General features: G+C 45.9%; 23 protein-coding genes. 16 read left to right on the top strand and 7 right to left on the bottom strand.

The window, feature by feature from the left end; translation table 11 throughout:
• Positions 1-3: 3 nt before the first annotated feature.
• Genes MHI15_RS04585 through MHI15_RS04580 form a run of 3 tightly spaced genes read right to left on the bottom strand, consistent with a single transcriptional unit; the run spans position 4 to position 1,032 of the window.
• On the bottom strand, positions 4-123 hold the full coding sequence (locus MHI15_RS04585) for a cyclic lactone autoinducer peptide (RefSeq protein ID WP_139330034.1): 120 nt from the start codon (positions 121-123) through the stop codon (positions 4-6).
• Positions 120-647: an accessory gene regulator ArgB-like protein gene (locus MHI15_RS30750; RefSeq protein ID WP_076129481.1), complete on the bottom strand. Its 528-nt coding sequence runs from the start codon at positions 645-647 to the stop codon at positions 120-122. The genes MHI15_RS04585 and MHI15_RS30750 overlap by 4 nt, the downstream gene beginning before the upstream one ends.
• Positions 628-1,032: a hypothetical protein gene (locus tag MHI15_RS04580; protein ID WP_217696525.1), complete on the bottom strand. Its 405-nt coding sequence runs from the start codon at positions 1,030-1,032 to the stop codon at positions 628-630. Before MHI15_RS04580 ends, MHI15_RS30750 begins: the two co-directional genes overlap by 20 nt.
• A 398-nt stretch (positions 1,033-1,430) precedes the next feature.
• On the opposite strand from MHI15_RS04580, the gene MHI15_RS04575 reads away from it, so the two are divergent.
• Positions 1,431-1,949 carry a DinB family protein gene (locus MHI15_RS04575; protein WP_076129483.1) on the top strand — a complete coding sequence of 173 codons (519 nt, stop codon included), beginning with the start codon at positions 1,431-1,433 and terminating at the stop codon, positions 1,947-1,949.
• 64 nt (positions 1,950-2,013) lie between these two features.
• On the opposite strand, the gene MHI15_RS04570 is transcribed toward MHI15_RS04575, so the two are convergent.
• Positions 2,014-2,583, bottom strand: coding sequence for a thymidine kinase (locus MHI15_RS04570; RefSeq protein ID WP_036676019.1), 570 nt, complete (start codon positions 2,581-2,583; stop codon positions 2,014-2,016).
• 136 nt (positions 2,584-2,719) lie between these two features.
• Between MHI15_RS04570 and MHI15_RS04565 the strand changes: the two genes are divergently transcribed.
• From MHI15_RS04565 to MHI15_RS04555, 3 genes are read left to right on the top strand one after another with little or no spacing between them, the layout of a single operon-like run.
• Complete coding sequence (locus MHI15_RS04565; RefSeq protein ID WP_036676022.1) at positions 2,720-2,950, top strand: hypothetical protein; 231 nt, start codon at positions 2,720-2,722, stop codon at positions 2,948-2,950.
• 17 nt (positions 2,951-2,967) lie between these two features.
• Complete coding sequence (locus MHI15_RS04560; protein ID WP_341164159.1) at positions 2,968-4,701, top strand: ABC transporter ATP-binding protein; 1,734 nt, start codon at positions 2,968-2,970, stop codon at positions 4,699-4,701.
• The gene (locus tag MHI15_RS04555) at positions 4,682-6,541 is read left to right on the top strand and encodes an ABC transporter ATP-binding protein (protein ID WP_341164158.1); all 1,860 of its coding nucleotides are present in this window, start codon (positions 4,682-4,684) and stop codon (positions 6,539-6,541) included. Before MHI15_RS04560 ends, MHI15_RS04555 begins: the two co-directional genes overlap by 20 nt.
• 242 nt (positions 6,542-6,783) lie before the next feature.
• Here the strand turns inward: MHI15_RS04555 and MHI15_RS04550 are convergent, their stop codons facing one another.
• Entirely contained in the window at positions 6,784-7,089 is a 306-nt protein-coding gene (locus tag MHI15_RS04550) for a DUF2627 domain-containing protein (RefSeq protein ID WP_076129486.1), read from the bottom strand.
• 167 nt (positions 7,090-7,256) lie between these two features.
• Here MHI15_RS04550 and lpdA point away from each other — a divergent pair, with 167 nt between their 5' ends.
• The 5 genes from lpdA to lipB all read left to right on the top strand — a co-directional run bounded on the left by lpdA (position 7,257) and on the right by lipB (position 13,132).
• Entirely contained in the window at positions 7,257-8,678 is a 1,422-nt protein-coding gene (gene lpdA / locus MHI15_RS04545; protein WP_076184136.1) for a dihydrolipoyl dehydrogenase, read from the top strand.
• A 141-nt stretch (positions 8,679-8,819) separates the two neighbouring features.
• Positions 8,820-9,851, top strand: a complete 1,032-nt coding sequence (locus MHI15_RS04540) for a thiamine pyrophosphate-dependent dehydrogenase E1 component subunit alpha (RefSeq protein WP_076184133.1) — start codon at positions 8,820-8,822, stop codon at positions 9,849-9,851.
• A gap of 3 nt (positions 9,852-9,854) precedes the next feature.
• Entirely contained in the window at positions 9,855-10,841 is a 987-nt protein-coding gene (locus MHI15_RS04535; protein ID WP_036676034.1) for an alpha-ketoacid dehydrogenase subunit beta, read from the top strand.
• Between the two features lie 145 nt (positions 10,842-10,986).
• Positions 10,987-12,357, top strand: coding sequence for a dihydrolipoamide acetyltransferase family protein (locus MHI15_RS04530; protein ID WP_076281403.1), 1,371 nt, complete (start codon positions 10,987-10,989; stop codon positions 12,355-12,357).
• A 55-nt stretch (positions 12,358-12,412) separates the two neighbouring features.
• Positions 12,413-13,132, top strand: a complete 720-nt coding sequence (gene lipB / locus MHI15_RS04525) for a lipoyl(octanoyl) transferase LipB (RefSeq protein WP_076308879.1) — start codon at positions 12,413-12,415, stop codon at positions 13,130-13,132.
• A gap of 70 nt (positions 13,133-13,202) precedes the next feature.
• Here lipB and prli42 read toward each other — a convergent pair whose 3' ends face one another.
• Complete coding sequence (gene prli42 / locus MHI15_RS04520) at positions 13,203-13,304, bottom strand: stressosome-associated protein Prli42 (protein ID WP_094872112.1); 102 nt, start codon at positions 13,302-13,304, stop codon at positions 13,203-13,205.
• Positions 13,305-13,398: 94 nt separating this feature from the next.
• Here prli42 and MHI15_RS04515 point away from each other — a divergent pair, with 94 nt between their 5' ends.
• A complete protein-coding gene (locus tag MHI15_RS04515) occupies positions 13,399-14,526 on the top strand; it encodes a tripeptidase T (protein ID WP_076129490.1) in 1,128 nt (375 codons plus the stop codon).
• 1,143 nt (positions 14,527-15,669) lie between these two features.
• Here the strand turns inward: MHI15_RS04515 and MHI15_RS04510 are convergent.
• Positions 15,670-15,843, bottom strand: a complete 174-nt coding sequence (locus tag MHI15_RS04510; RefSeq protein ID WP_162636775.1) for a hypothetical protein — start codon at positions 15,841-15,843, stop codon at positions 15,670-15,672.
• A 77-nt stretch (positions 15,844-15,920) separates the two neighbouring features.
• On the opposite strand from MHI15_RS04510, the gene MHI15_RS04505 reads away from it, so the two are divergent.
• From MHI15_RS04505 to xerD, 6 genes are all read left to right on the top strand, one after another.
• Positions 15,921-16,493: an NUDIX hydrolase gene (locus MHI15_RS04505; RefSeq protein WP_036676048.1), complete on the top strand. Its 573-nt coding sequence runs from the start codon at positions 15,921-15,923 to the stop codon at positions 16,491-16,493.
• Complete coding sequence (locus tag MHI15_RS04500) at positions 16,484-17,683, top strand: endonuclease Q family protein (protein WP_341164157.1); 1,200 nt, start codon at positions 16,484-16,486, stop codon at positions 17,681-17,683. Before MHI15_RS04505 ends, MHI15_RS04500 begins: the two co-directional genes overlap by 10 nt.
• Before the next feature lie 82 nt (positions 17,684-17,765).
• Positions 17,766-18,416, top strand: a complete 651-nt coding sequence (gene spoIIM, locus MHI15_RS04495) for a stage II sporulation protein M (protein WP_036676050.1) — start codon at positions 17,766-17,768, stop codon at positions 18,414-18,416.
• Positions 18,417-18,506: 90 nt separating this feature from the next.
• A complete protein-coding gene (gene fur, locus MHI15_RS04490) occupies positions 18,507-18,971 on the top strand; it encodes a ferric iron uptake transcriptional regulator (protein ID WP_036676051.1) in 465 nt (154 codons plus the stop codon).
• Between the two features lie 163 nt (positions 18,972-19,134).
• Entirely contained in the window at positions 19,135-19,368 is a 234-nt protein-coding gene (locus MHI15_RS04485; protein WP_036676052.1) for a DUF4227 family protein, read from the top strand.
• Between the two features lie 159 nt (positions 19,369-19,527).
• A complete protein-coding gene (gene xerD, locus MHI15_RS04480) occupies positions 19,528-20,421 on the top strand; it encodes a site-specific tyrosine recombinase XerD (protein ID WP_076184121.1) in 894 nt (297 codons plus the stop codon).
• The last annotated feature ends 103 nt before the right edge of the window (positions 20,422-20,524 follow it).

Raw genomic sequence — 20,524 nt, 5'->3', positions numbered from 1 at the left:
TAATTACTTGCGCAGTTCTTTTGGAATCTCAGGGCTGTGAGCAAATGGTTTCAGAATTGTTGCAAAAACAGTAGCAGAAGTACCTAAAATGTTAGAAGCATAACGAGCTAAGTTTTTTTTCATCTGATTGTCCTCCTTTGTAATGGGATTATGACTGTAAAGGATTGAACTAAAAATGCCAATCCAATGACAGGCGAATGGAGCCGAAAATTTAAAAAAACCAGAATTATGGAAAGTAGCTTTAAACCCAAATACCATTCTTTGGGGATTTGGGCATTAGCATCAGGATTCGGAGCACATAAGATCATTACAAGTAAAGAAAAAAGATTAATCCAAATCAAATGGTTATGTATTAGATAAGTTATATGAGGGATCAGTGAACAGATAAAGATAGATACAATATTGCAGGCTCTTGCGGATTTTAAATGCACACCACCAGATGACATTCTTAGGAGCATGAAGCTGAATAAGGCTAAGAATGTTTCCTTTAGCTGTCCAGTGAGCCCGCCAATGCATAAAGAAGTCATAATAATGAATAAAGTATTCAGAATAATGCTAAGGGCATAATGCATGATTTCAATTGAATGCGATTGCTCTGGATTACTTTTCTTAATGACCTCAACAATTTTAAGTGCTAAATGACTCATAGTTATTTCTGTCCTTTTTGTATGAGAAATATAGATATCCCCATAATATTACCCCATAGAAAATTGGGATCAAGAAAAAGAAATTAGATTCAATAAAGTAGGTGAATAAAGTAACGACAATTACTGTAGGAAGATTAAGAGCGAATAATATTTTTTCACTAGTTGTTGGTTTGACTTTTACATCGGGTTTATCAGGTACAAAGTCAAATCCAATACGTTTATAGCCCACATACATACCAATGAGAATCGCGGCTAATGCTGATAAAATCTGCATTGTCATTATGTTTTTTGTAATCGGGTCCGAAGTATTTAGAGGCATGGACATTACAGAGTTTAATAGATACACAATACTGGCTTGAATCACCGAGTAAGCTTGATAGGCCATCCCGGTTAATATTGAAGCGTAGAAGGGATGAATCCGGAATAACAGCCACATAAAACAAAACATTAGTGCAAATTGTGAGAAAATATCTAATGGAAAAATCCCATAGTTGATCCTAATTGTATAAGAACAAAAGCCCATAATAAAACTAGCAAACACCATCTCTTTATGATATAGATCAATTTTGAAGATTTTGAAAGCCAGAAAAAACATTGCATAAGTCTCTAGTATTGAAAATATCATAAAAAGAATAAAATCTAGCATGCCGACACTCCCGATGACTTCTAGTTTAACTAACCCTATTATTGCAAGTATCGTATAAAATGAGCTAAAATACAACAACTACAGTATAATTTTCCTCCTATTTTTTCAAAAAAATTCAAAATGAGAGGGGTTTAGACATGGATCGACGTCCAGAAAGCAGTGAGTATCTCAAAGAATTATCAAAATATGTCGATTTAGTGCCAGCTGAAGGAGACATCATTACTATTTTTAGAGAGCAGACGGATGAGATTTGCACTTTTATTTCGAATCTTACGGAAGAACAAGGGGACTATCGTTACGCTCCGGAGAAATGGAGTATCAAGGAAATGGTCGGACATCTGGCTGATACCGGAAGAATCATGTCCTACCGTTTATTGTGCATCGCCAGAGGGGATACGACTCCACTGCCGGGTTTTGAAGAGAAAGACTATGTACTTACCGCCAATTTCGAAGCGCACACTTTAAAAGCATTGCTGGCCCACTACAAGCTTGTTCGAGAATCGACATTACTCCTAATGGAAACTCTGCCGGAGGAAGCATGGATCCGGAAGGGAATAGTTAACGAGGCTACTCTTTCTGCGAGAGCTCAGGCCTGCATTATGATTGGACATGACCATCATCATTTGAATATTCTTAAAGAAAGATATTTAGTGTAATATCTTCTTAATCAAAAAAGCATTCCAATAGCCTTTATGGCTTTGGGATGCTTTTTATACACGGCTATAGCGGTGGATTCTTGTGACATTTGCGGCATACCGGATAGTAAGCTTCATTGCCACCAATCTGGATTTGCTTGCCGCTATATACGGGCTTGCCGTTTTCTACTCGTAGAGCCATAGTAGCTTTGCGCTCGCAGAACCAGCAGATCGTCTTCATTTCCTCAATTTTATCAGCGTAGATCAGCATATATTTGCTGCCTTCAAATAACTGATTCTGAAAATCATTTTTAAGTCCGAAGGCCATTACCGGAATGCCCAGCTCATCAACGATACGCACTAGCTGGAGAATACATTCCTTGCTTAGAAATTGACATTCATCAATAAGTACACAGTGTGGTTTAGGTTGGTTACTGCTGACGATATTATAAATATCTGTGTTCTCATCGATGGGGATTGCTTGTTTCCGAAGCCCAATACGAGAAGAAATAAAACCAACCTCGTCCCGGTCGTCTATGGATGGAGTGAAAATGAGCACCGATTTCCCCTGCTCTTCATAATTATGTGCAACCTTGAGTATCTCAATAGATTTACCACTGTTCATTGCTCCGTATTTGAAAAACAATTGTGCCACTTCCATCTATCCTTTCGTAAAAAACATTGATTATATCTTAAAAATGCGACCATATTAGAGTATCATATTCGGATCAGATGTATCCAGTGAAAACATTGCGATTGATTGGATGTGGTATGATAAGAGGTAATAAGAGATGGGAAAGGAAGTAATAAGTGTGACTGAAAGATTAGACGAATATAAGGAACGGTTAGCTCTTTTGCAGCAGAATGGAGATTTATCCAGTGACACTGAAAGCTTGCTGGAAGAAATGATGGCGGATTTGGTGGAATTGAATCGGAGTAATAAAGCACTGCGTCGAGCAATACTGAAAACTGGACAGGCTTCCACGATGTCAACTCGGTTAAGGGATGCACTGTACGAATAGAAAAAGAGGGTATGCGAATGGCTTTGATTTTCTCTTTTCTCAAAAAATATAAGGTAGCTGCAATAGCTGCCCTTGTAATGATGCTCATTGAATTGACGGTAGAATTATCACAGCCTTTGATCATTTCCAAAATCATTGACTTGGGGATCCGAGAAAAAGATACCTCTGTAGTATGGCTGTGGGGCAGTGTATTGATCGGCAGCGCGGTAGTTGCGTTTACAGCCGGGGTACTCAGTTCTTTTTTTGCTGCCCATGCAAGTCAGAGCTTTGCGTTCGATCTTAGGGACAAATTGTACGAAAAGGTACAGTCTTTTACGTATGAAGTATTTAATCGTTTTGCTACTTCGTCACTGATTACCCGTCTGACTGGCGATGTATCACAGCTGCAGGATACTATTTTTATGAGCTTGCGCTTTATGACACGGGTGCCACTTGTTGTGGTAGGCAGTGTGATTATGGCGTTAGTTGTTCATGTGAAGCTGGGATTACTGCTGACGGTGGCGTTACCTTTGTTGATTTTTTTCCTCTACTGGATTATGAGAAAAGCTTCCTTATTATTTCGTACGGTCCAGCAGCGTTTAGACGGAGTTAATGGCGTGATTCAGGAGAACCTTACGGGTATTCGCTTGATCCGCGTATTTGTGCGTATGGGGTATGAGATTGAACGTTTCACGGTATCTAGCGGGAATTTGATGAGATCAACAGTGTCTGCCTTGCGTTTGACTGAGACGACGATGCCTTTTGTTATGCTTATTGTGAATGCGGCGATTTTGGCGATTTTATGGTTTGGACGGATAGCCATTTCCAACGGGGATGCTACTTTGGGTCAGACTGTTGCTGTTATTAATTACTCCTTGCGAACAATTGGGGCGTTATCAGCTATCTCTGGTCTTGTTGTAACGTTTTCCCGCGCTCGTGCCTCCTCTCAGCGTGTTTCAGAAGTTATGGAAGCGGGAGCTGGAGTTCGTGAAGGCGGGACTTTGCAAGGCGAGCCGATTCAGGGCCACGTTAAATTTGAAGGCGTTTGCTTTAAGTATCCTAATAGTGATATCTCTGTCCTGGAGGACATTCATTTTGAAGTAGCTGCTGGTGAGCGAGTAGCGATTATGGGGGCGACCGGATCAGGAAAATCCTCACTCGTGAGTTTGATTCCGCGCTTGTATGAAGAGACAGACGGCACCATTTGGATTGACGGTGAAAAAAGTGCCGATATCGATATTTCCAGACTGCGGAAATCGATAGGTTATGTGCCTCAGGAATTGCAGCTTTTCAGCGGATCAATTCGCGATAATATTGCATGGGGCAATGAACACGCCACACTGGAACAAATCCAACAAGCAGCGGGAGCTGCACAAATTCACGAGACGGTAAAAGGGTTGCCAGATGGTTATGACACGATGCTTGGTCAACGAGGGGTTAATCTCTCCGGCGGACAAAAGCAGCGGTTAACGATTGCCCGTGCACTTGTTAGAAAACCGGCTATGTTGATCCTTGATGACAGCACCAGTGCCCTTGATGCGGTTACGGAAGGGCTTTTGCTGGAGGCGCTAAAGGATATCTCCTGTACAACCTTTTTGATTACTCAGAAAATCAGTTCAACGGCATCAGCTGATTTGATCCTGTTGCTGGATGAGGGACGATTAATTGGCAAAGGCTCGCATAAGGAGCTTATGGCAAGCTCCGAGCTGTACCGCAAGATTTATGAATCACAGGTAGAGGAGGCGAAGCAGCATGTTCAAAGCATTAATTGAACCTTTTCGTCATCCTAAACCGAATTTTGAACTTGGCGTGGGACGAAGTCTAGGGACAGCATCTGGCGGCAAACCCAAAGCAAAGGCGAAGGATTGGTCAGGGACGCTGATCCGGATCTGGAGTTATCTAGCTGAGCGTAAAGCCAAGCTTATTCTTGTACTGATCATGGTTGTCTTCAGCTCAGCGCTAGCGCTGCTGGGGCCATACATGATTGGCAGAGCGGTGGATAATTATCTGGAAGGTACCGGCGGGCGATCATGGGTTGTTTTTCTGACAAGCCTTGCTTGTGTGTACATTTTTTATTCTCTGACTTCTTGGCTGCAAAACATATGGATGATCGAAATTGCTCAAGAAACTGTATTACGGATGCGTACGGAGCTATTCTCCCATTTACACCGTCTGCCTATTTCCTTTTTTAATCGGAGACAGCAGGGGGAAATTATGAGCCGTCTTACCAATGATATCGAGAACGTCAGCTCTACGTTGAATAGCTCGGCTATTCAGATATTTTCAAGTGTCTTAACCTTGCTAGGAACCGTAGGGGTTATGCTGTGGCTTAGTCCCTTGTTGACGCTGCTCACATTCCTCGTAGTGCCTTTGATGTTGTTAGGCATGCGCTGGATTACACGCCGTACAGGCCCACTATTTAAAGAACGTCAGCGCAATGTAGGGGAGCTTAACGGTTATATTGAGGAGACCTTATCCGGACAACGGATTATCAAGGCTTTTTCACAAGAGGAACGCGTCATCTCTGGTTTTCATGAACGCAACAAGCGAATTATGCTGTCAGGCTACTGGGCGCAGTCCATTTCTGGTTTCATCCCCAAGCTTATGAATGGTCTTAATAATCTCAGCTTCGCCATAGTTGCAGGAATTGGTGGTCTGCTTGCGATCCATGGGTCGATTACAGTGGGTGTGATCATCGTATTCGTGGAATATACCCGCCAGTTTACTCGTCCGCTTAATGATTTAGCGAATCAGTGGAATACCTTGCTCTCAGCGGTGGCAGGGGCCGAGCGGGTGTTTGAAGTGCTGGACGAAGAGACCGAGGCTAAAGATGAAGGTGCAGCCAAATCACTTGAAACTGTACAGGGTGCGGTGAAGTTTGAAAATGTAGCTTTTTCTTATGATGGAGGTTCTAACACGCTGCAGGATATCAGCTTTGAAGCGAAGCCTGGCGAGATGATCGCTTTAGTTGGACCTACCGGTGCAGGCAAAACAACGCTAATTGGGCTGTTATCCCGTTTCTATGATCCTAATCAGGGGAAAATCACGCTGGATGGCTTAGATATCACTTCGATTCGGCGGGAAAGCTTGAGAAGTCATATGGCCTTTGTATTGCAGGATTCCTTTTTGTTCAAAGGGAGTATCCGCGATAACATCCGATACGGGAGGCTGGATGCGTCCGATGAAGAGGTTGAAGAGGCGGCTAAGCTGGCCAATGCCCATTCTTTTATTATGCGAATGCCCGAAGGTTATGAACGGATGCTCTCGGCGGATGGCAGCGGTATAAGCCAAGGGCAGAAGCAACTGCTCTCCATTGCGAGAGCGATTCTTGCTAACCCCTCTATGCTTGTGCTTGATGAAGCAACCAGCAGTATTGATACAGTGACCGAGATCAAGATTCAGGAAGGGCTGCAGGCGCTGATGAAAGGGCGAACGAGCTTCGTCATTGCTCATAGACTTGGCACGATACGTGCAGCTGATCGAATTCTTGTGCTTCAGGGCGGCAGATTATTGCAGCAAGGCTCTCATGAAGAGCTGCTGAAGCAAGGCGGACTGTACAGCGAGTTGGTACAGGGGCGGCGGAAAGAGGCGCTTGATAAGGCGGGAATTTAAGAAAAAGGCGAGAATTTTCAGGGAGCGCAGATTGCGTCCATGAAGTTCTCGCCTTTATGTTATTTATGATAGATAACGAGCACCAGATCGGGTGAGCTGGGAGGCTTTGAATGTGGGGAAATCTATTGTACAAATTACAATCAGCAGGGTAATAAGGCTTGATTGTGTGCGATTCGAGATTCAGATGATTAGGTGAATAAATGATGAGATGAAAAAGCTGATCCTAAGTTTAGCATAGCCTCTTAAGAGATCGTTTCCTGCGTTCCGGCTTGTTTCGCCTTTTGCTTCTCCTTGAACCTTGGACCTACGTAATTCTTCTTACGGTCCCTAGCCAGAATCCAGCCACCAAGGAAAGTCATGCCAGCTGCGAAGAGCAGCAATCCACCACCGAAATGCAGCCAAGCAAAGTGGGGCACAACAGAATCATCACCATGCATGGATATGTAATCAAAAATATCATCCTTCATCATGAGGAAGCCCTTCATTGCTATTAAGCCCGGAAACACAAGAATAAGGATGGCAATGAAGCGTGAAATTAACAGTTTCATAAGTGTCTCCTACCCCTCTTAGCCCTTTAGATTCACCCATATGATAACGCTTTAGCAAGAAAAAGTCCATTTGCATATGACGTTTATAAGTTTTGTAATAGAGCAAAAAGAGAGTACAATATACTAAGTAAAATGAACTTACGTGTAATGACTGGAGGATACATATCATGACAATTTCATGTGACGTGGCCATACTTGGCGGAGGTACTGGAGGGTATGTGGCGGCTATTCGCGCTGCACAGCTTGGAAAGTCCGTTGTCGTCATCGAAATGGACAAACTGGGAGGAACCTGTCTGCATCGGGGCTGCATTCCTAGTAAATCGCTGCTCCGTAGTGCAGAGGTATATGCTGAAATCAATGAGAGCGAGAGCTATGGCATTGAGACAAGCGGTGTACAGCTGGTATTCCCAAAGGTACAGAAACGCAAAGAAGCTGTAGTTGAGCAACTTCATCAAGGCGTACAATATTTGATGCGCAAAAATAAAATACAAGTTGTCAAAGGTAAAGGGCGCGTAACGGGTCCTTCCATTTTTTCTCCGCGCAGCGGTGCTGTAGCTGTGGAACTGGAAGATGGGGAGATGGAAACAGTAGTTTCCAGCCATCTTATTATCGCTACGGGCTCACGCCCCCGAGTATTGCCTGGTCTCGAACCAGACGGGAAAGTGATTCTTAGCAGTGATGAAGCTCTCACACTCGAAGAGCTCCCATCCTCTATCATTATTGTGGGCGGCGGTGTAATTGGGGTCGAATGGGCTTCAATGCTGGCTGATTTTGGAGTGCAGGTAACTGTGGTTGAAGCTGCAGGTCAGTTATTGCCTCAAGAGGATGAAGAGATAGCTAAGGAACTGCAACGGTTGTTGAAAAAGCGTGGGGTTAAGGTACTGACTGAAACTACAGTGGATGCTGCAACCTGCCAGGTAACGGAGGATGGAATTTCGATCGAAGCCCGTAAGGGAGAGCAAAGTCAAAGCCTAATGGCAGAAAAATTGCTTGTATCCGTAGGCAGAGTGGCCAACATCGAGAATATTGGTCTGGAAAACACAGACATTCGCTTTGACAAAGGGATTATTGCTGTAAACGCTAGTATGCAGACGGCAGAGCCGCATATTTATGCCATTGGCGACTGCATCGGTGGGCTTCAATTGGCTCATGCAGCCAGTCATGAAGGGATAATGGCGGTTAACCATCTATCTGGTGAGAAGCTACATCCTTATCATACACATTTAGTACCACGTTGTGTCTATACTCGGCCTGAGGTAGCAAGTGTGGGCTACACCGAGAAGGAAGCTAAAGAGCTTGGACATGATGTAGTGATTGGCAAGTTCCCATTCTCGGCCATTGGTAAGGCAATTGTATATGGCCAGAAGGATGGATTTGTCAAAGTTGTAGCGGATCGTAGCAGTGGAGATATTCTTGGTGTGCAGATGATTGGTCCTCATGTGACGGATCTAATTGGAGAAGCGGCCTTGGCACAGCTACTGGATGCAACACCTTGGGAGATTGGTGAAGCTATACATGCTCACCCTACCCTTTCGGAGATTATCGGAGAAGCAATGTTAGCTGTGGATGGAAGATCTATTGGATTTTAGTTTTTCTTAGCTTTTCTTTTTGGGTAGAAAGGGATTATAATATACTCAAGTCAAGTCTTAGTACCAGGTTTTAAGATCAGGGCACAATTGGTCTTAATTCCTGTAAGACTTCAGGCTTTATGAATAAGGAGGTATCTCTTTATGGAACCCCAAGGTACTGTAGAAACGATTAACAGACATAAGCAGCTTGGACTTAGTGACGGCCAGGTCATCGATATGTACAGATATATGTCGCTCGCTCGTAAATACGATGAGCGCAGTCTGCTGCTTCAGCGCGCTGGCAAGATCAACTTTCATGTCTCCGGTATAGGCCAGGAGGCGGGTCAGGTGGCGGCGGCGTTCGCGCTGGACCGGCAAAATGATTATTTTTTACCTTATTACCGCGATTATGCTTTCGTGCTCTCAGTGGGTATGACTACACGCGAACTTATGTTGTCCGTATTCGCTAAGGCAGAAGATCCAAACAGTGGTGGGCGGCAAATGCCGGGTCACTTTGGCAGCAAACGTCTGCGTATTGTGACAGGGTCAAGCCCTGTAACCACTCAGGTCCCTCATGCGGTTGGCTTTGCTCTGGCGGCCAAAATGCAGAAGAAGAAATTCGTCTCCTTTGTAACCTTCGGTGAAGGTTCCAGCAATCAGGGGGATTTTCATGAAGCTTGTAACTTTGCCGGAGTGAATAAGCTGCCGGTTATTATCATGTGCCAGAACAATCAGTACGCAATCTCTGTTCCTGTTCATAAACAGTTAGGCGGCAAGGTTAGCGACCGTGCACTGGGTTATGGATTTCCTGGTGTGCGTGTAGACGGAAACGATCCGCTTGAGGTTTATCGTGTCGTTAAGGAAGCGCGGGAAAGAGCCCTCGCGGGTGAAGGTCCTACGCTGATTGAAGCGATGATGTACCGTTTGTCTCCACACTCCACCTCAGATAATGATCTGGCTTACCGGACCAAAGAAGAGGTTGATGAGAACTGGAAGAAGGACGGCGTAGCAGGATTCCGTAATTACTTGATCGGTCTGGGATTGTGGAGTGACGAGCAAGAACAAGATCTTGCTGCTGAATGCAATCTTGAGCTTAAAGCGGCTATCGAGTATGCCGATAATGCTCCGTTCCCGAAACCGGAAGACACACTGCTGCATGTATACAGTGATTCCGACCTCAAAGGAGGGGCATAAACCATGGCTATAATGGAATATATCGATGCCATCAGGCTCGCGATGAAGGAAGAAATGGAGCGCGATGATTCCGTGTTCGTGCTTGGTGAGGACGTTGGTCTCAAAGGCGGCGTATTTACCACAACTAAAGGTCTACAGGAACAGTTTGGCGAAGAGCGGGTTATGGATACACCCCTCGCTGAATCAGCGATTGCTGGTGTAGCCATCGGAGCAGCTATGTACGGAATGAAACCAATAGCTGAAATGCAATACTCCGACTTTATGCTTCCGGCGACGAATCAAATTATCAGTGAAGCGGCTAAAATCCGCTATCGTTCAAATAACGATTGGAGTTGCCCGGTTGTCATTCGTGCTCCTATTGGCGGCGGGGTGTTCGGCGGTTTGTATCATTCACAGTGTCCAGAATCGATTTTCTTTGGTACACCTGGATTGAAGATTGTAGCGCCTTACTCCGCTTATGATGCTAAAGGATTGCTGAAGGCAGCCGTACGTGATCCTGATCCGGTGCTTTTCTTTGAGAACAAAAAGTGTTACAAGCTGATCAAGGAAGAAGTGCCGGAAGGGGATTACACCGTTCCAATTGGCGAAGCTAATCTGCTGCGTGAGGGAACGGATATTACGGTGATTGGCTACAGTCTCCCGCTGCATTTTGCTATGCAGGCTGCGGAAGAATTGGAACGCGAGGAAGGAATTACAGCACATATTCTTGATCTGCGTACCTTGCAACCGCTGGATCGTGATGCGATTATTGCTGCTGCCCGTCAGACCGGTAAGGTATTGATTGTGCATGAAGATAATAAAACAGGCGGAATTGGCGGCGAAGTGGCGGCCATTATCGCTGAGCATTGTCTGTTCGAGCTGGATGCACCAATCTTCCGTCTTTGTGGTCCCGATGTTCCGGCGATGCCAATCAGCCCGCCAATGGAGAAGTTTTTCATGCTAAGTAAAGAAAAAGTGAAGGCGGAAATGCTCCGGCTGGCACAATATTAATTTGTTGAGTAGATGCGAAGCTTCCTAAAACTCAGGTGATGCTGACGAAGCTTCGTAAAACTTTAAGAATATGCTTACGAAGCAAGTTTTACTATGTAGTCTTTCTAAGAGTCAATGCTTCGTAAAACTTTTAAGGAGTGAAAAGATGTCTGACAACCAAAAGTTGACTGACGTGATCATGCCGCAGCTGGCGGAATCGCTAGTATCGGCGACGATCGGCAAATGGCTGAAGAAACCGGGCGATCCGGTAGAGCAATACGAACCAATATGTGAGCTTATTACAGATAAAGTAAATGCGGAATTACCTTCAACGATAGATGGAGTTATGGGTGAACTATTGGCGGAAGAAGGCCAGGTTGTCAATGTCGGCGAAGTCATTTGTCGTATAGCCGTGCCTGTGACTGCATCTGCTGCTGCAAACGTGACTAACACTAACACAGTTGCAGCTAATTCCTCTAATAATATTGCAGGACAAAGTGCGACTTCAACTGCTGGCGATATGATGCGTGCACGCTATTCTCCTGCGGTACAGACTTTGGCTGCTGAACATAACATCGATCTGACTTTAGTTGCTGGTACTGGTATGGGTGGTCGGATTACCCGTAAGGATGTGCTGACTTTCCTCGAAAGCGGCGGAGCTAGATCTGCAGCTTCGATTTCTGCTAGCCAGCCTGCCCCAATGGCGTCACAACCGCCTGCTCCACAGTTCGTTCAAGCCCAAGAGAAGAAGGCAGAAGAGCCACTTCGCCATTCGGGTCTACACTTGAGCGAATCTCCTCGTATTCCAACAATTGAAGTTGAGGGTGGCAGAGGCAGCAGTTCTGAATACCTGATTGATGTAACGCCAATCCGGAATACAATTGCTACAAGAATGCGTCAAAGTGTCTCTGAGATTCCGCATGCTTGGACAATGATTGAGGTAGACGTGACTAATCTGGTCGCACTGCGCAATAAACATAAGGATGAGTTCAAGCGTAAAGAAGGTATCAATCTAACCTATCTGGCTTTCATGATGAAGGCTGTTGTGAGTGCGATTAAGGATTACCCGATTATGAACTCTGTCTGGGCTGTAGACAAAATTATTGTCAAACGTGATATCAATATCTCGTTAGCGGTAGGTACAGAAGATTCGGTTATCACTCCTGTGATTAAGAAGGCTGATCAGAAAAATGTCGCTGGGTTGGCTCGTGAGATTGATGAATTGGCACAAAAAACACGCGAAGGCAAACTGAGCCTGGAAGATTTGCAGGGAGGGACTTTCACTGTAAATAATACAGGCTCGTTTGGCTCCATTCTTTCTTATCCAATCATTAACTATCCACAGGCAGCGATTTTAACATTTGAATCGATTGTAAAAAGACCTGTGGTCATTAACGATATGATAGGTGTGCGATCAATGGCTAATATTTGTCTGTCGCTCGATCATCGGATTCTGGACGGAGTCATTTGTGGTCGTTTCTTGCAACGCGTCAAGGATAATATTGAAGGATATACCCCGGATACGAAACTTTACTAAAATAATAACGAGCCAAACTGTGCAGGCATGAGACTGAAAAAGGGGACCTGACGGTATGAATAATTCGGATATTCGTAAGCTGCAGATTTCATATGACCCTATTATGGAGTATGGGACGGCCTGGGAGCTGCAAAAAGAAAGTGTGCATGCCATTGATTCTGGCGAGCAGCCGGAGAGACTTATTCTTTTGCAGCATCCGCCTACCTATACTATTGGTTCACAAAATCATCCTGAACATCTTCTCTTGGATCATGAGCAGCTCGAAGAAAAAGGAATCACGCTGTTTGAAATCGATCGCGGAGGAGATATTACATATCACGGACCCGGTCAGCTTGTAGGTTATCCGATCCTTAAGCTCGGAGAAGATGGCAAAGTGGATTTGCATGGGTACTTGCGCAGTCTGGAGGCTGTTATTATTGATTATTTGGCATCCTACGGTATTGCCGGAGATCGTAAACCGGAGTACACCGGAGTATGGGTTGGCGATGAGAAGATCTGTGCTATAGGTGTGAAGTTTAATAAGAGTAAATTTAGAAGAGGTTTTATTACCAGTCATGGTTTTGCTTTTAACATTTCTGAGGGGATTGCGGCGCGCGGGTTTCAAGGGATTATTCCATGCGGGATCACCGATTTTGGGATAACTTCTCTAGAGGAATGTGCAGGTCGTCGATTTGAGCTTCAAGAGGTGGCTAGAGAGCTGGTTCCATACTTCTTGAAACATTTCCCATATGAAGAGCTGATGGATACTTTCTGTGATATGGCAAAGGCTGATTAAGAACAAACGTGCAGGCCAAATAGCGGCAAGGTGTTCCTAGCCGCTATTATTAATGCTTCCTGAGCAATGTTTAACCTGCAAGGAACGGCTCGATAACCATAAATAGCGTAGAGGCAATCATGGCAAACAACATGACGTAGATGAAGATCTTGAACCATTTATTACGTTGCATGGGTAACTCCTTTAGATTTAGTTTAAGTTATTAACATGAAGATGGTAATGCCGTACAACCATTGTACCGTATTCACGAAAGAGAGGGAAGTCCAGTGATTTCACAAGACCGATTGATTCAGGAGTTTATGGAACTTGTCCAAGTTGATAGTGAAACAAGAAATGAACGGCAGATTGCTGATGTTCTTAAGAGTAAGTTTAACGAACTGGGTTTAGAAGTGCTCGAAGACGATTCCCAGGAAAGAACCGGACATGGAGCAGGTAATCTATTCATTACCTGGCCAGCTGAGAATGGAGGAGCTGCTCCAAAGCTTCTGTTCACATGCCATATGGATACGGTTGTTCCCGGACAAAATATCAAGCCTACACTTGGTTCAGATGGATGGATTACAAGTGATGGCACTACGATTCTTGGAGCTGATGACAAAGCAGGGCTTGCGGCATTGTTCGAAGCCATTCGCGTGATCCAAGAGCAAAAGCTTCCGCATGGTCAGATTCAATTCGTGATTACAGCGGGTGAAGAATCTGGATTGCTGGGCGCACGTTCGATGGATCCAAGCAACTTGGATGCAGACTTCGGCTTTGCGCTTGATTCCAATGGTGAAGTTGGAGCGATTGCGGTGGCAGCACCGACACAGGCTAAAATCACGATGCAAATCTTTGGAAAATCGGCTCATGCTGGCGTGAACCCAGAGGACGGCATCAGCGCAATTCAAGTCGCTAGCAAAGCGATTGCAGCCATGAAGCTGGGTCGTATTGATAACGAAACCACAGCGAATATTGGAAAGTTCGCTGGCGGCGGCCCAACGAATGTAGTGTGCGATCACGTCCAGCTGGATGCAGAAGCACGCAGTATTGTGCAGGAGAAGGTTGGCGATCAAATCGCTTCGATGCGCGAAGCACTCGAGACAACTGTGCGGGAATACGGCGCAGAATGCGAATTCCGCAGTGAAATCATCTACCCTGCTTTTAGCTTTAATGAACATGATCCGGTAGTGCAGCTTGCACAGCGGGCCATTACTTCTATGGGGCTTACTCCACGTCTGTTCCACTCTGGCGGAGGTAGTGACGCTAACGTGTTCAACGGTCTAGATGTTCCGACTGTTAACCTTGCAGTGGGTTATGAACATATCCATACTACCAAGGAACGGATTAAAGCCGAAGATATCGTTAAAGTGGCTGAACTCGTTGTGAATATTGTAAAAGAGAGCGTAAAGGGCTAACCACCTTATAAAACAGCAGAGCAGCGATTCTACCGTAACGGAGGATTGCTGCTCTGTATTTTTTTTATGGGGAGTTTAGTGCAGCTATATTTAGGGTAATCCCAAAAAAGTCATGCGACCTCTAATGCCGCTTTTGGCGAGTCTCGAAGTAGAAATTTCCGGAATGCCCGGATGCCACCCCTCTCTTGAGGCTAAAGGACCCAGATGACGCTATAAGCAAAATTATCGCCATTTGAGCAGAGTATCGGACACCAGCGCAGCTATTTCTTAAGAAGAGTAGCATATAGTGTGTTTTTCGTGCTGATAGCGGTAATGGGGTCCGATAGCAAAGCAAAAGTGCGGAAAAGGTGTGTTTAAGTGCAGCTGAGTCCGACAGCACCAAGTCCGCCCCCTCACTTGAGGCGAAAGGACCCAGATGACGCTAAAAGCAAAATTATCGCCATTTGAGAGGAGTTTCGGACACGAGCGCAGCTATTCCATAAGAAGAGGAGCATACAGTGTGTTTTTCGTGCTGATAGCGTCACTGGGGTCCGATAGCATAGCAAAAGTGGGGAAAAGGTGTGTTTAAGGTCAACTGAGTCCGATAGCGCGAGTCACTTCCAATGGGCAGAGAGCGACAGCGCCAAGTCCGCCCCCTCTGTTGAGGCGAAAGGACCCAGATGACGCTAAAAGCAAAATTATCGCCATTTGAGAGGAGTTTCGGACACGAGCGCAGCTATTCCATAAGAAGAGTAGCAAATAGTGTGTTTTTCGTGCTGATAGCGTCACTGGGGTCCGATAGCATAGCAAAAGTGGGGAAAAGGTGTGTTTAAGGGCAACTGAGTCCGATAGCGTACAAAGGTAGGCGCAATAGCAACCTAATCAAACAACTTGTGCTAGATATCAGCATCGTGAGCGATCAACAAGTTGTGTCTGACGCCAGCATGGTGAGCGATCAACAAGTTGTGTCACATGCCAGCATCGTAAGCCTATTAGTCGCTTAATCAATCAACCTGTGCCCAATACCTGCATCGTAAGCACAATCCCTCTCTAATCGGGGCGACGCAAAAAGACTGGGGTGCCCCAGCAGCCATTTCATGGCTTTTGAGACACCCCTATAGTTGTGTGAACATGTATGGCTAAGTCCCAAAGGAGAGGATGAATTCATCCTGCCTTGGACGGAAGAATTGCGGATTGATCGTGCAGGGAAAGAATGTATGCCAAGGGCATATCGCGCCCATACTGCTGGATCCATCCAGCCAAGATGGCCTTTATTTCCTCCGGCTTACCTACCATCATCACTGCGGATGAGCTTGTACGGCTGAAGATTTCGTTCATCTGAAATTCCTTCTTTCCCTTTAAGTTTGCTATAATACACCGTATGCACAATAGAGAAAAAGGAGACCAGAAACTTTATGGGAGAACAACATTTGCACAGCAAACCCGAGCTTGATGAAGTGACATTGTCTACACAGCCAGTTTTTGATGGGAAGATTATATCTTTGCAGGTGGACACAGTGAGACTGCCTGATGGAAATACTGCGACACGTGAAGTTGTGAAGCATCCCGGCGCCGTAGCGGTGCTTGCTTTAAACAACAACAAAATGCTTGTTGTAGAGCAATACCGTCAGCCCATGCAACGCACTGAGGTAGAAATTCCGGCTGGGAAGCTGGATAAAGGTGAAGATCCATTAGTTGCGGCTGGTCGTGAACTTCAGGAAGAGACTGGATTTCACAGTGGAGATCTGAAATTGCTTAAATCTTTCTATACTTCTCCCGGCTTCGCCGATGAGATTATTCATTTGTATGTGACTACTAACGCTCAACCAGGGGACATGTCACTGGACGAGGATGAATTTCTAGAGGTTTCGGAGCTTACCCTGGAGGAAGCGTATCAATATATGGCTGACGGGCGCATCGCGGATGCAAAAACGATGATGGCAGTGTACGCTTGGCATCTATACACGCTGACAGGCCAATGGAATTAACAACTGAACTGAAGAGTTTCTATTGCGATTTGCATGTTCATATTGGGCGAACGTCGGAAGGTCAGGCTGTCAAAATTAGCGGCAGCCGCGAGCTTACCTTTGCGGGCATTGCCAAAGAAGCTGCAGAGCGCAAGGGACTAGAAATGATCGGTATTATAGATAGTCATTCACCTGGCGTCCTGCGGGATATTCAGCGGTCTTTGGAATCTGGAGAGATGACATTAGCTGAAGGTGGAGGCATTGCTTACCGAGGGACTACGATCATTCTGGGAACAGAGATTGAAATCCGCGAGCCTGGGCGAAAAGAGTGCCATGTGCTCGCTTACATGCCGGACGTGGAACGCATGACTGACTTTAGTGCGTGGATGAGCCGCTATATGCGGAACGTGAATCTAAGTTCCCAGCGCCTGTATGCTCCGGCTAGGGAGCTTCAGGATGAGATTTACGGCCGGGGAGGCATTCTTATCCCTGCACATATTTTCACGCCTCACAAGGGCTTGTACGGCTGTGCTGCCGAGCGTATGGCGGACATCTTTGATCTGGACCGCATAGCTGCGGTTGAACTTGGGCTGAGTGCAGATTCCGAAATGGCTGGATACCTCTCTGAGCTGGATAATTTCACGTTTCTAACCAACTCAGATGCGCATTCACTAGGAAAGCTAGGGCGCGAGTATAATGTGATGGAGCTGGCACAGCCTTCGTTCGCTGAACTGCGGCTTGCACTGGAACGTAAAGATGGGCGGAAGGTAAGTGCTAATTTCGGACTTAATCCGCGGCTTGGCAAATACCACCGGAGCTACTGCGGGGGCTGTGGCAGTATTATTGATGAGGCTTATGTCAACTCGGACCGTTGCCAGTATTGCGGCAGTCTTAAGCTGGTTAGAGGTGTATTTGACCGGATCCTAGATATTGCGGACCGCAAGACGCCGCTGGTACCTGCTGACCGCCCACCCTATCATTATCAGGTTCCGCTTGAATTTATCCCGGGGTTAGGGAAGGCGAAGATGAACGCGTTACTGCAAGCGTTTGGAACTGAGATGAACATTTTACATGGTTGTGGTGAAGCGGAGATTGCCGGCGTTGTAGGTGCGGATCTGGCGTCGATGATCGTCCAGGCCCGCTCTGGAATTTTGGAGCTATCAGCAGGCGGTGGCGGGACGTACGGTAAAGTGGTTCAGCCCAGAAAGTAGAGTCATTACCTGAAGGACAAGTCATATCGCGGGACGTTTTCTCATATGGTGTAACATGTAACCGGAAAGGGGAACGTCCCAAATGCGTAATTTACGGCTGATGATGAAGGAACAGACGCCTCTGTATATTTTTGTCGGCGTATTATTTCTGGTAGGTGTTGTATTTGGAGCTCTTATCGTTAGTGCGCTTACGATGGATCAGCAGCAGGAGCTGGGGGATTATCTGGGGAATTTCTTTGTTACGGTTGATCAGCAAGGTCTGCCAGCCGCACCTGATTCGTACTGGAGTATAGCGGCCTTGAATCTGAAATGGATCGGACTGATCTGGATTCTTGGGCTGTCGGTCATTGGGCTGCCGGGAATTTTGATTCTTGATTTTTTAAAAGGGGTACTGATCGGTTTTACGGTTGGCTGTCTGGTCAGTCAATATTCTTGGCATGGGATGTTGTTCGCGTTAGTCTCTGTGGCTCCACATAATCTGGTGCTGATCCCTGTGTTGCTGGTTAGCAGTGCAGCTGCGATAGCTTTTTCCTTGCAGATGATCCGCAGCCGGGTGATGGGACAGCGCCGGACGCCAGTGACTCGTCCTTTTACCATGTACACTATATTGTCATTTGTGATGGCGCTTTTGATCCTGGGTATTTCATGTTTTGAGACCTGGGTTACACCAACCATGATGCGTTGGGTCACGCCTTCACTTGTACAAGCGGTGACGACCTTGACTGTGCAGTAAAAGCGTTTGACTTCTGAAAGCGACACCCCCTATAATGGAAGAAGTGGTTTGAAGACCGGTGCGGTAATTATCCAAGGGGGAGGGAGACAGGTGGAAGCACGGATAGACAAGATTAAGCAACAGTTACAATCCCAAGGATACAAGCTTACACCCCAACGGGAAGCGACCTTAAGAGTGCTGCTGGAGAATGAGGAAGATCATCTTAGCGCGGAAGACGTATTTATGCTCGTGAAGGAGAAAGCTCCCGAGATCGGTCTTGCGACTGTGTATCGTACCCTCGAACTTCTCAGTGAGCTTCATGTCGTAGAAAAGATCAATTTCGGCGACGGTGTAGCCCGGTATGATTTGCGAACAGATACTGCGAAGCATCATCATCATCACTTAATTTGTGTGCAATGCGGCAGTATGGATGAGATTCGCGAGGATTGGCTCGGTCCGCTGGAAGAGCGACTGGAGAAAGAGTTTAATTTCACAGTGCTTGATCATAGACTTGATTTCCATGGGATTTGCTACCGCTGTACTGATAAGAACAATACAGACGGAAATCCATCCTAAAGTTATCTTATATTAAGAATTAACTTCACAAGTCCTCCCCGGTTCCTATACCGGAGGGGGCTTTTTAAATGATTAGTCTATTAGAGCCATACATATCAGCCTTTTTTGGAGCATAAAATGAAGGACGAGCAGAATTCATTTATATGTAATAGGAGGCGTCCTTATGATTGTTTCTGTGCCCAAAACAGTGCGTAAGCTGTATTTTATGATCATGTTTGTGGCTCTAAGCTATTTACTCTACTATGCTATGAGCTGGCTAGGGGAATGGCTCAGTCCGATAGAGAATTATGGAATTCCTGAAGGCACCGCTGTTCGGGCATTTGATCACGCCGAGGTTGGTGATGATGGTCTGGATGCACGGCAGCGCTTGCGTTTCTATTACTGGTTCGGAGAATGAAAGCTACGCAGAAAGCAGGAACAAGCGAGAAGAATGTCGAAGAAAGCTAGGGTGGATTTATGCAGAGTAAGCGTTGTGTACACATCTGCTAAAGCCTCATGCTGAATGTGCTGCAGGAAGACACTAAGAGTAGCTGCGCCAGGACAGGAGCGTGAAATAATGAAGTCACACTTGCAGCCTTTTTTACATTATTTGTCCGGAGATAAAGGCTTGTCGCCGAATACACTGGAATCTTACGGTAGGGATGTATCGCAGTTTCTAGAGTTTGCTGAAGAGCGGGGGGTTGAGCAGCCTGAAGAAATCCGAAGATCTCATGTGATGTTATATCTTGGCTCCTTACGCGGAGCGGGAAGAGCCACTGCAACGCTCAACAGAAACGCGGTGTCCCTGCGGGCCTTTTTTCATTATTTGCTGAAGGAACGTTTAATTGAGCAGGATCCAACACTGGACATGGAAACTATGAAGCCCGATAAGAAGCCACCTATGGTGCTTGCGGTTTCGGAGGTTGAGCGGCTGCTAGCTGCTCCAGATGTGAGTACAGCACAAGGGATGCGCGATAAGGCTATGCTGGAATTGCTCTACGCGACGGGGATAAAGGTTTCTGAATTAATTTCTCTTAACGTAGACGATGTGCATACAGACATGAAGTTTGCGCGCTGTACAGGGACTTCGGGCAAGGAACGAGTGGTTCCCATCGGAACCATTGCTGCAGAGAGTGTAGCAGCTTACACTTCTCTTATGCGGGACAAGCTGCTTCGTGATCATCAGGAGGAGCCGGCCATGTTCCTGAATAGCCTAGGTGGGCGTTTAACCCGCCAGGGGTTCTGGAAAATCATAAAAAAATACGCTCGGGAAGCAAACATTGAGCAGGATATTACACCGCATACGCTTAGGCATTCCTTTGCCGCCCATTTACTGGAAGGTGGAGCGGATTTGCGTTCCGTACAACAAATGCTGGGTCATGCTGATATTTCGACGACTCAGATTTATAACGGTATCGCGCGTAAGAATATGAAGGAAGTATATGAGAGCCATCATCCCAGAGCTCGCTGATCATGCTTCAAAGATGCTTTTTGTGAGTAAGATAGTTATGATGGAATCATACTTATAGGATAGACTGGGGAATGGGTAATTTTCCACAGGTTATCCTTTGGCA

The organism is Paenibacillus sp. FSL H7-0918, from assembly GCF_038007025.1.
GTDB lineage: Bacteria > Bacillota > Bacilli > Paenibacillales > Paenibacillaceae > Paenibacillus_AQ > Paenibacillus_AQ odorifer.
Note: the sequence above shows the minus strand (reverse complement) of the source record. Positions and strands in the feature narration are given on the sequence as shown.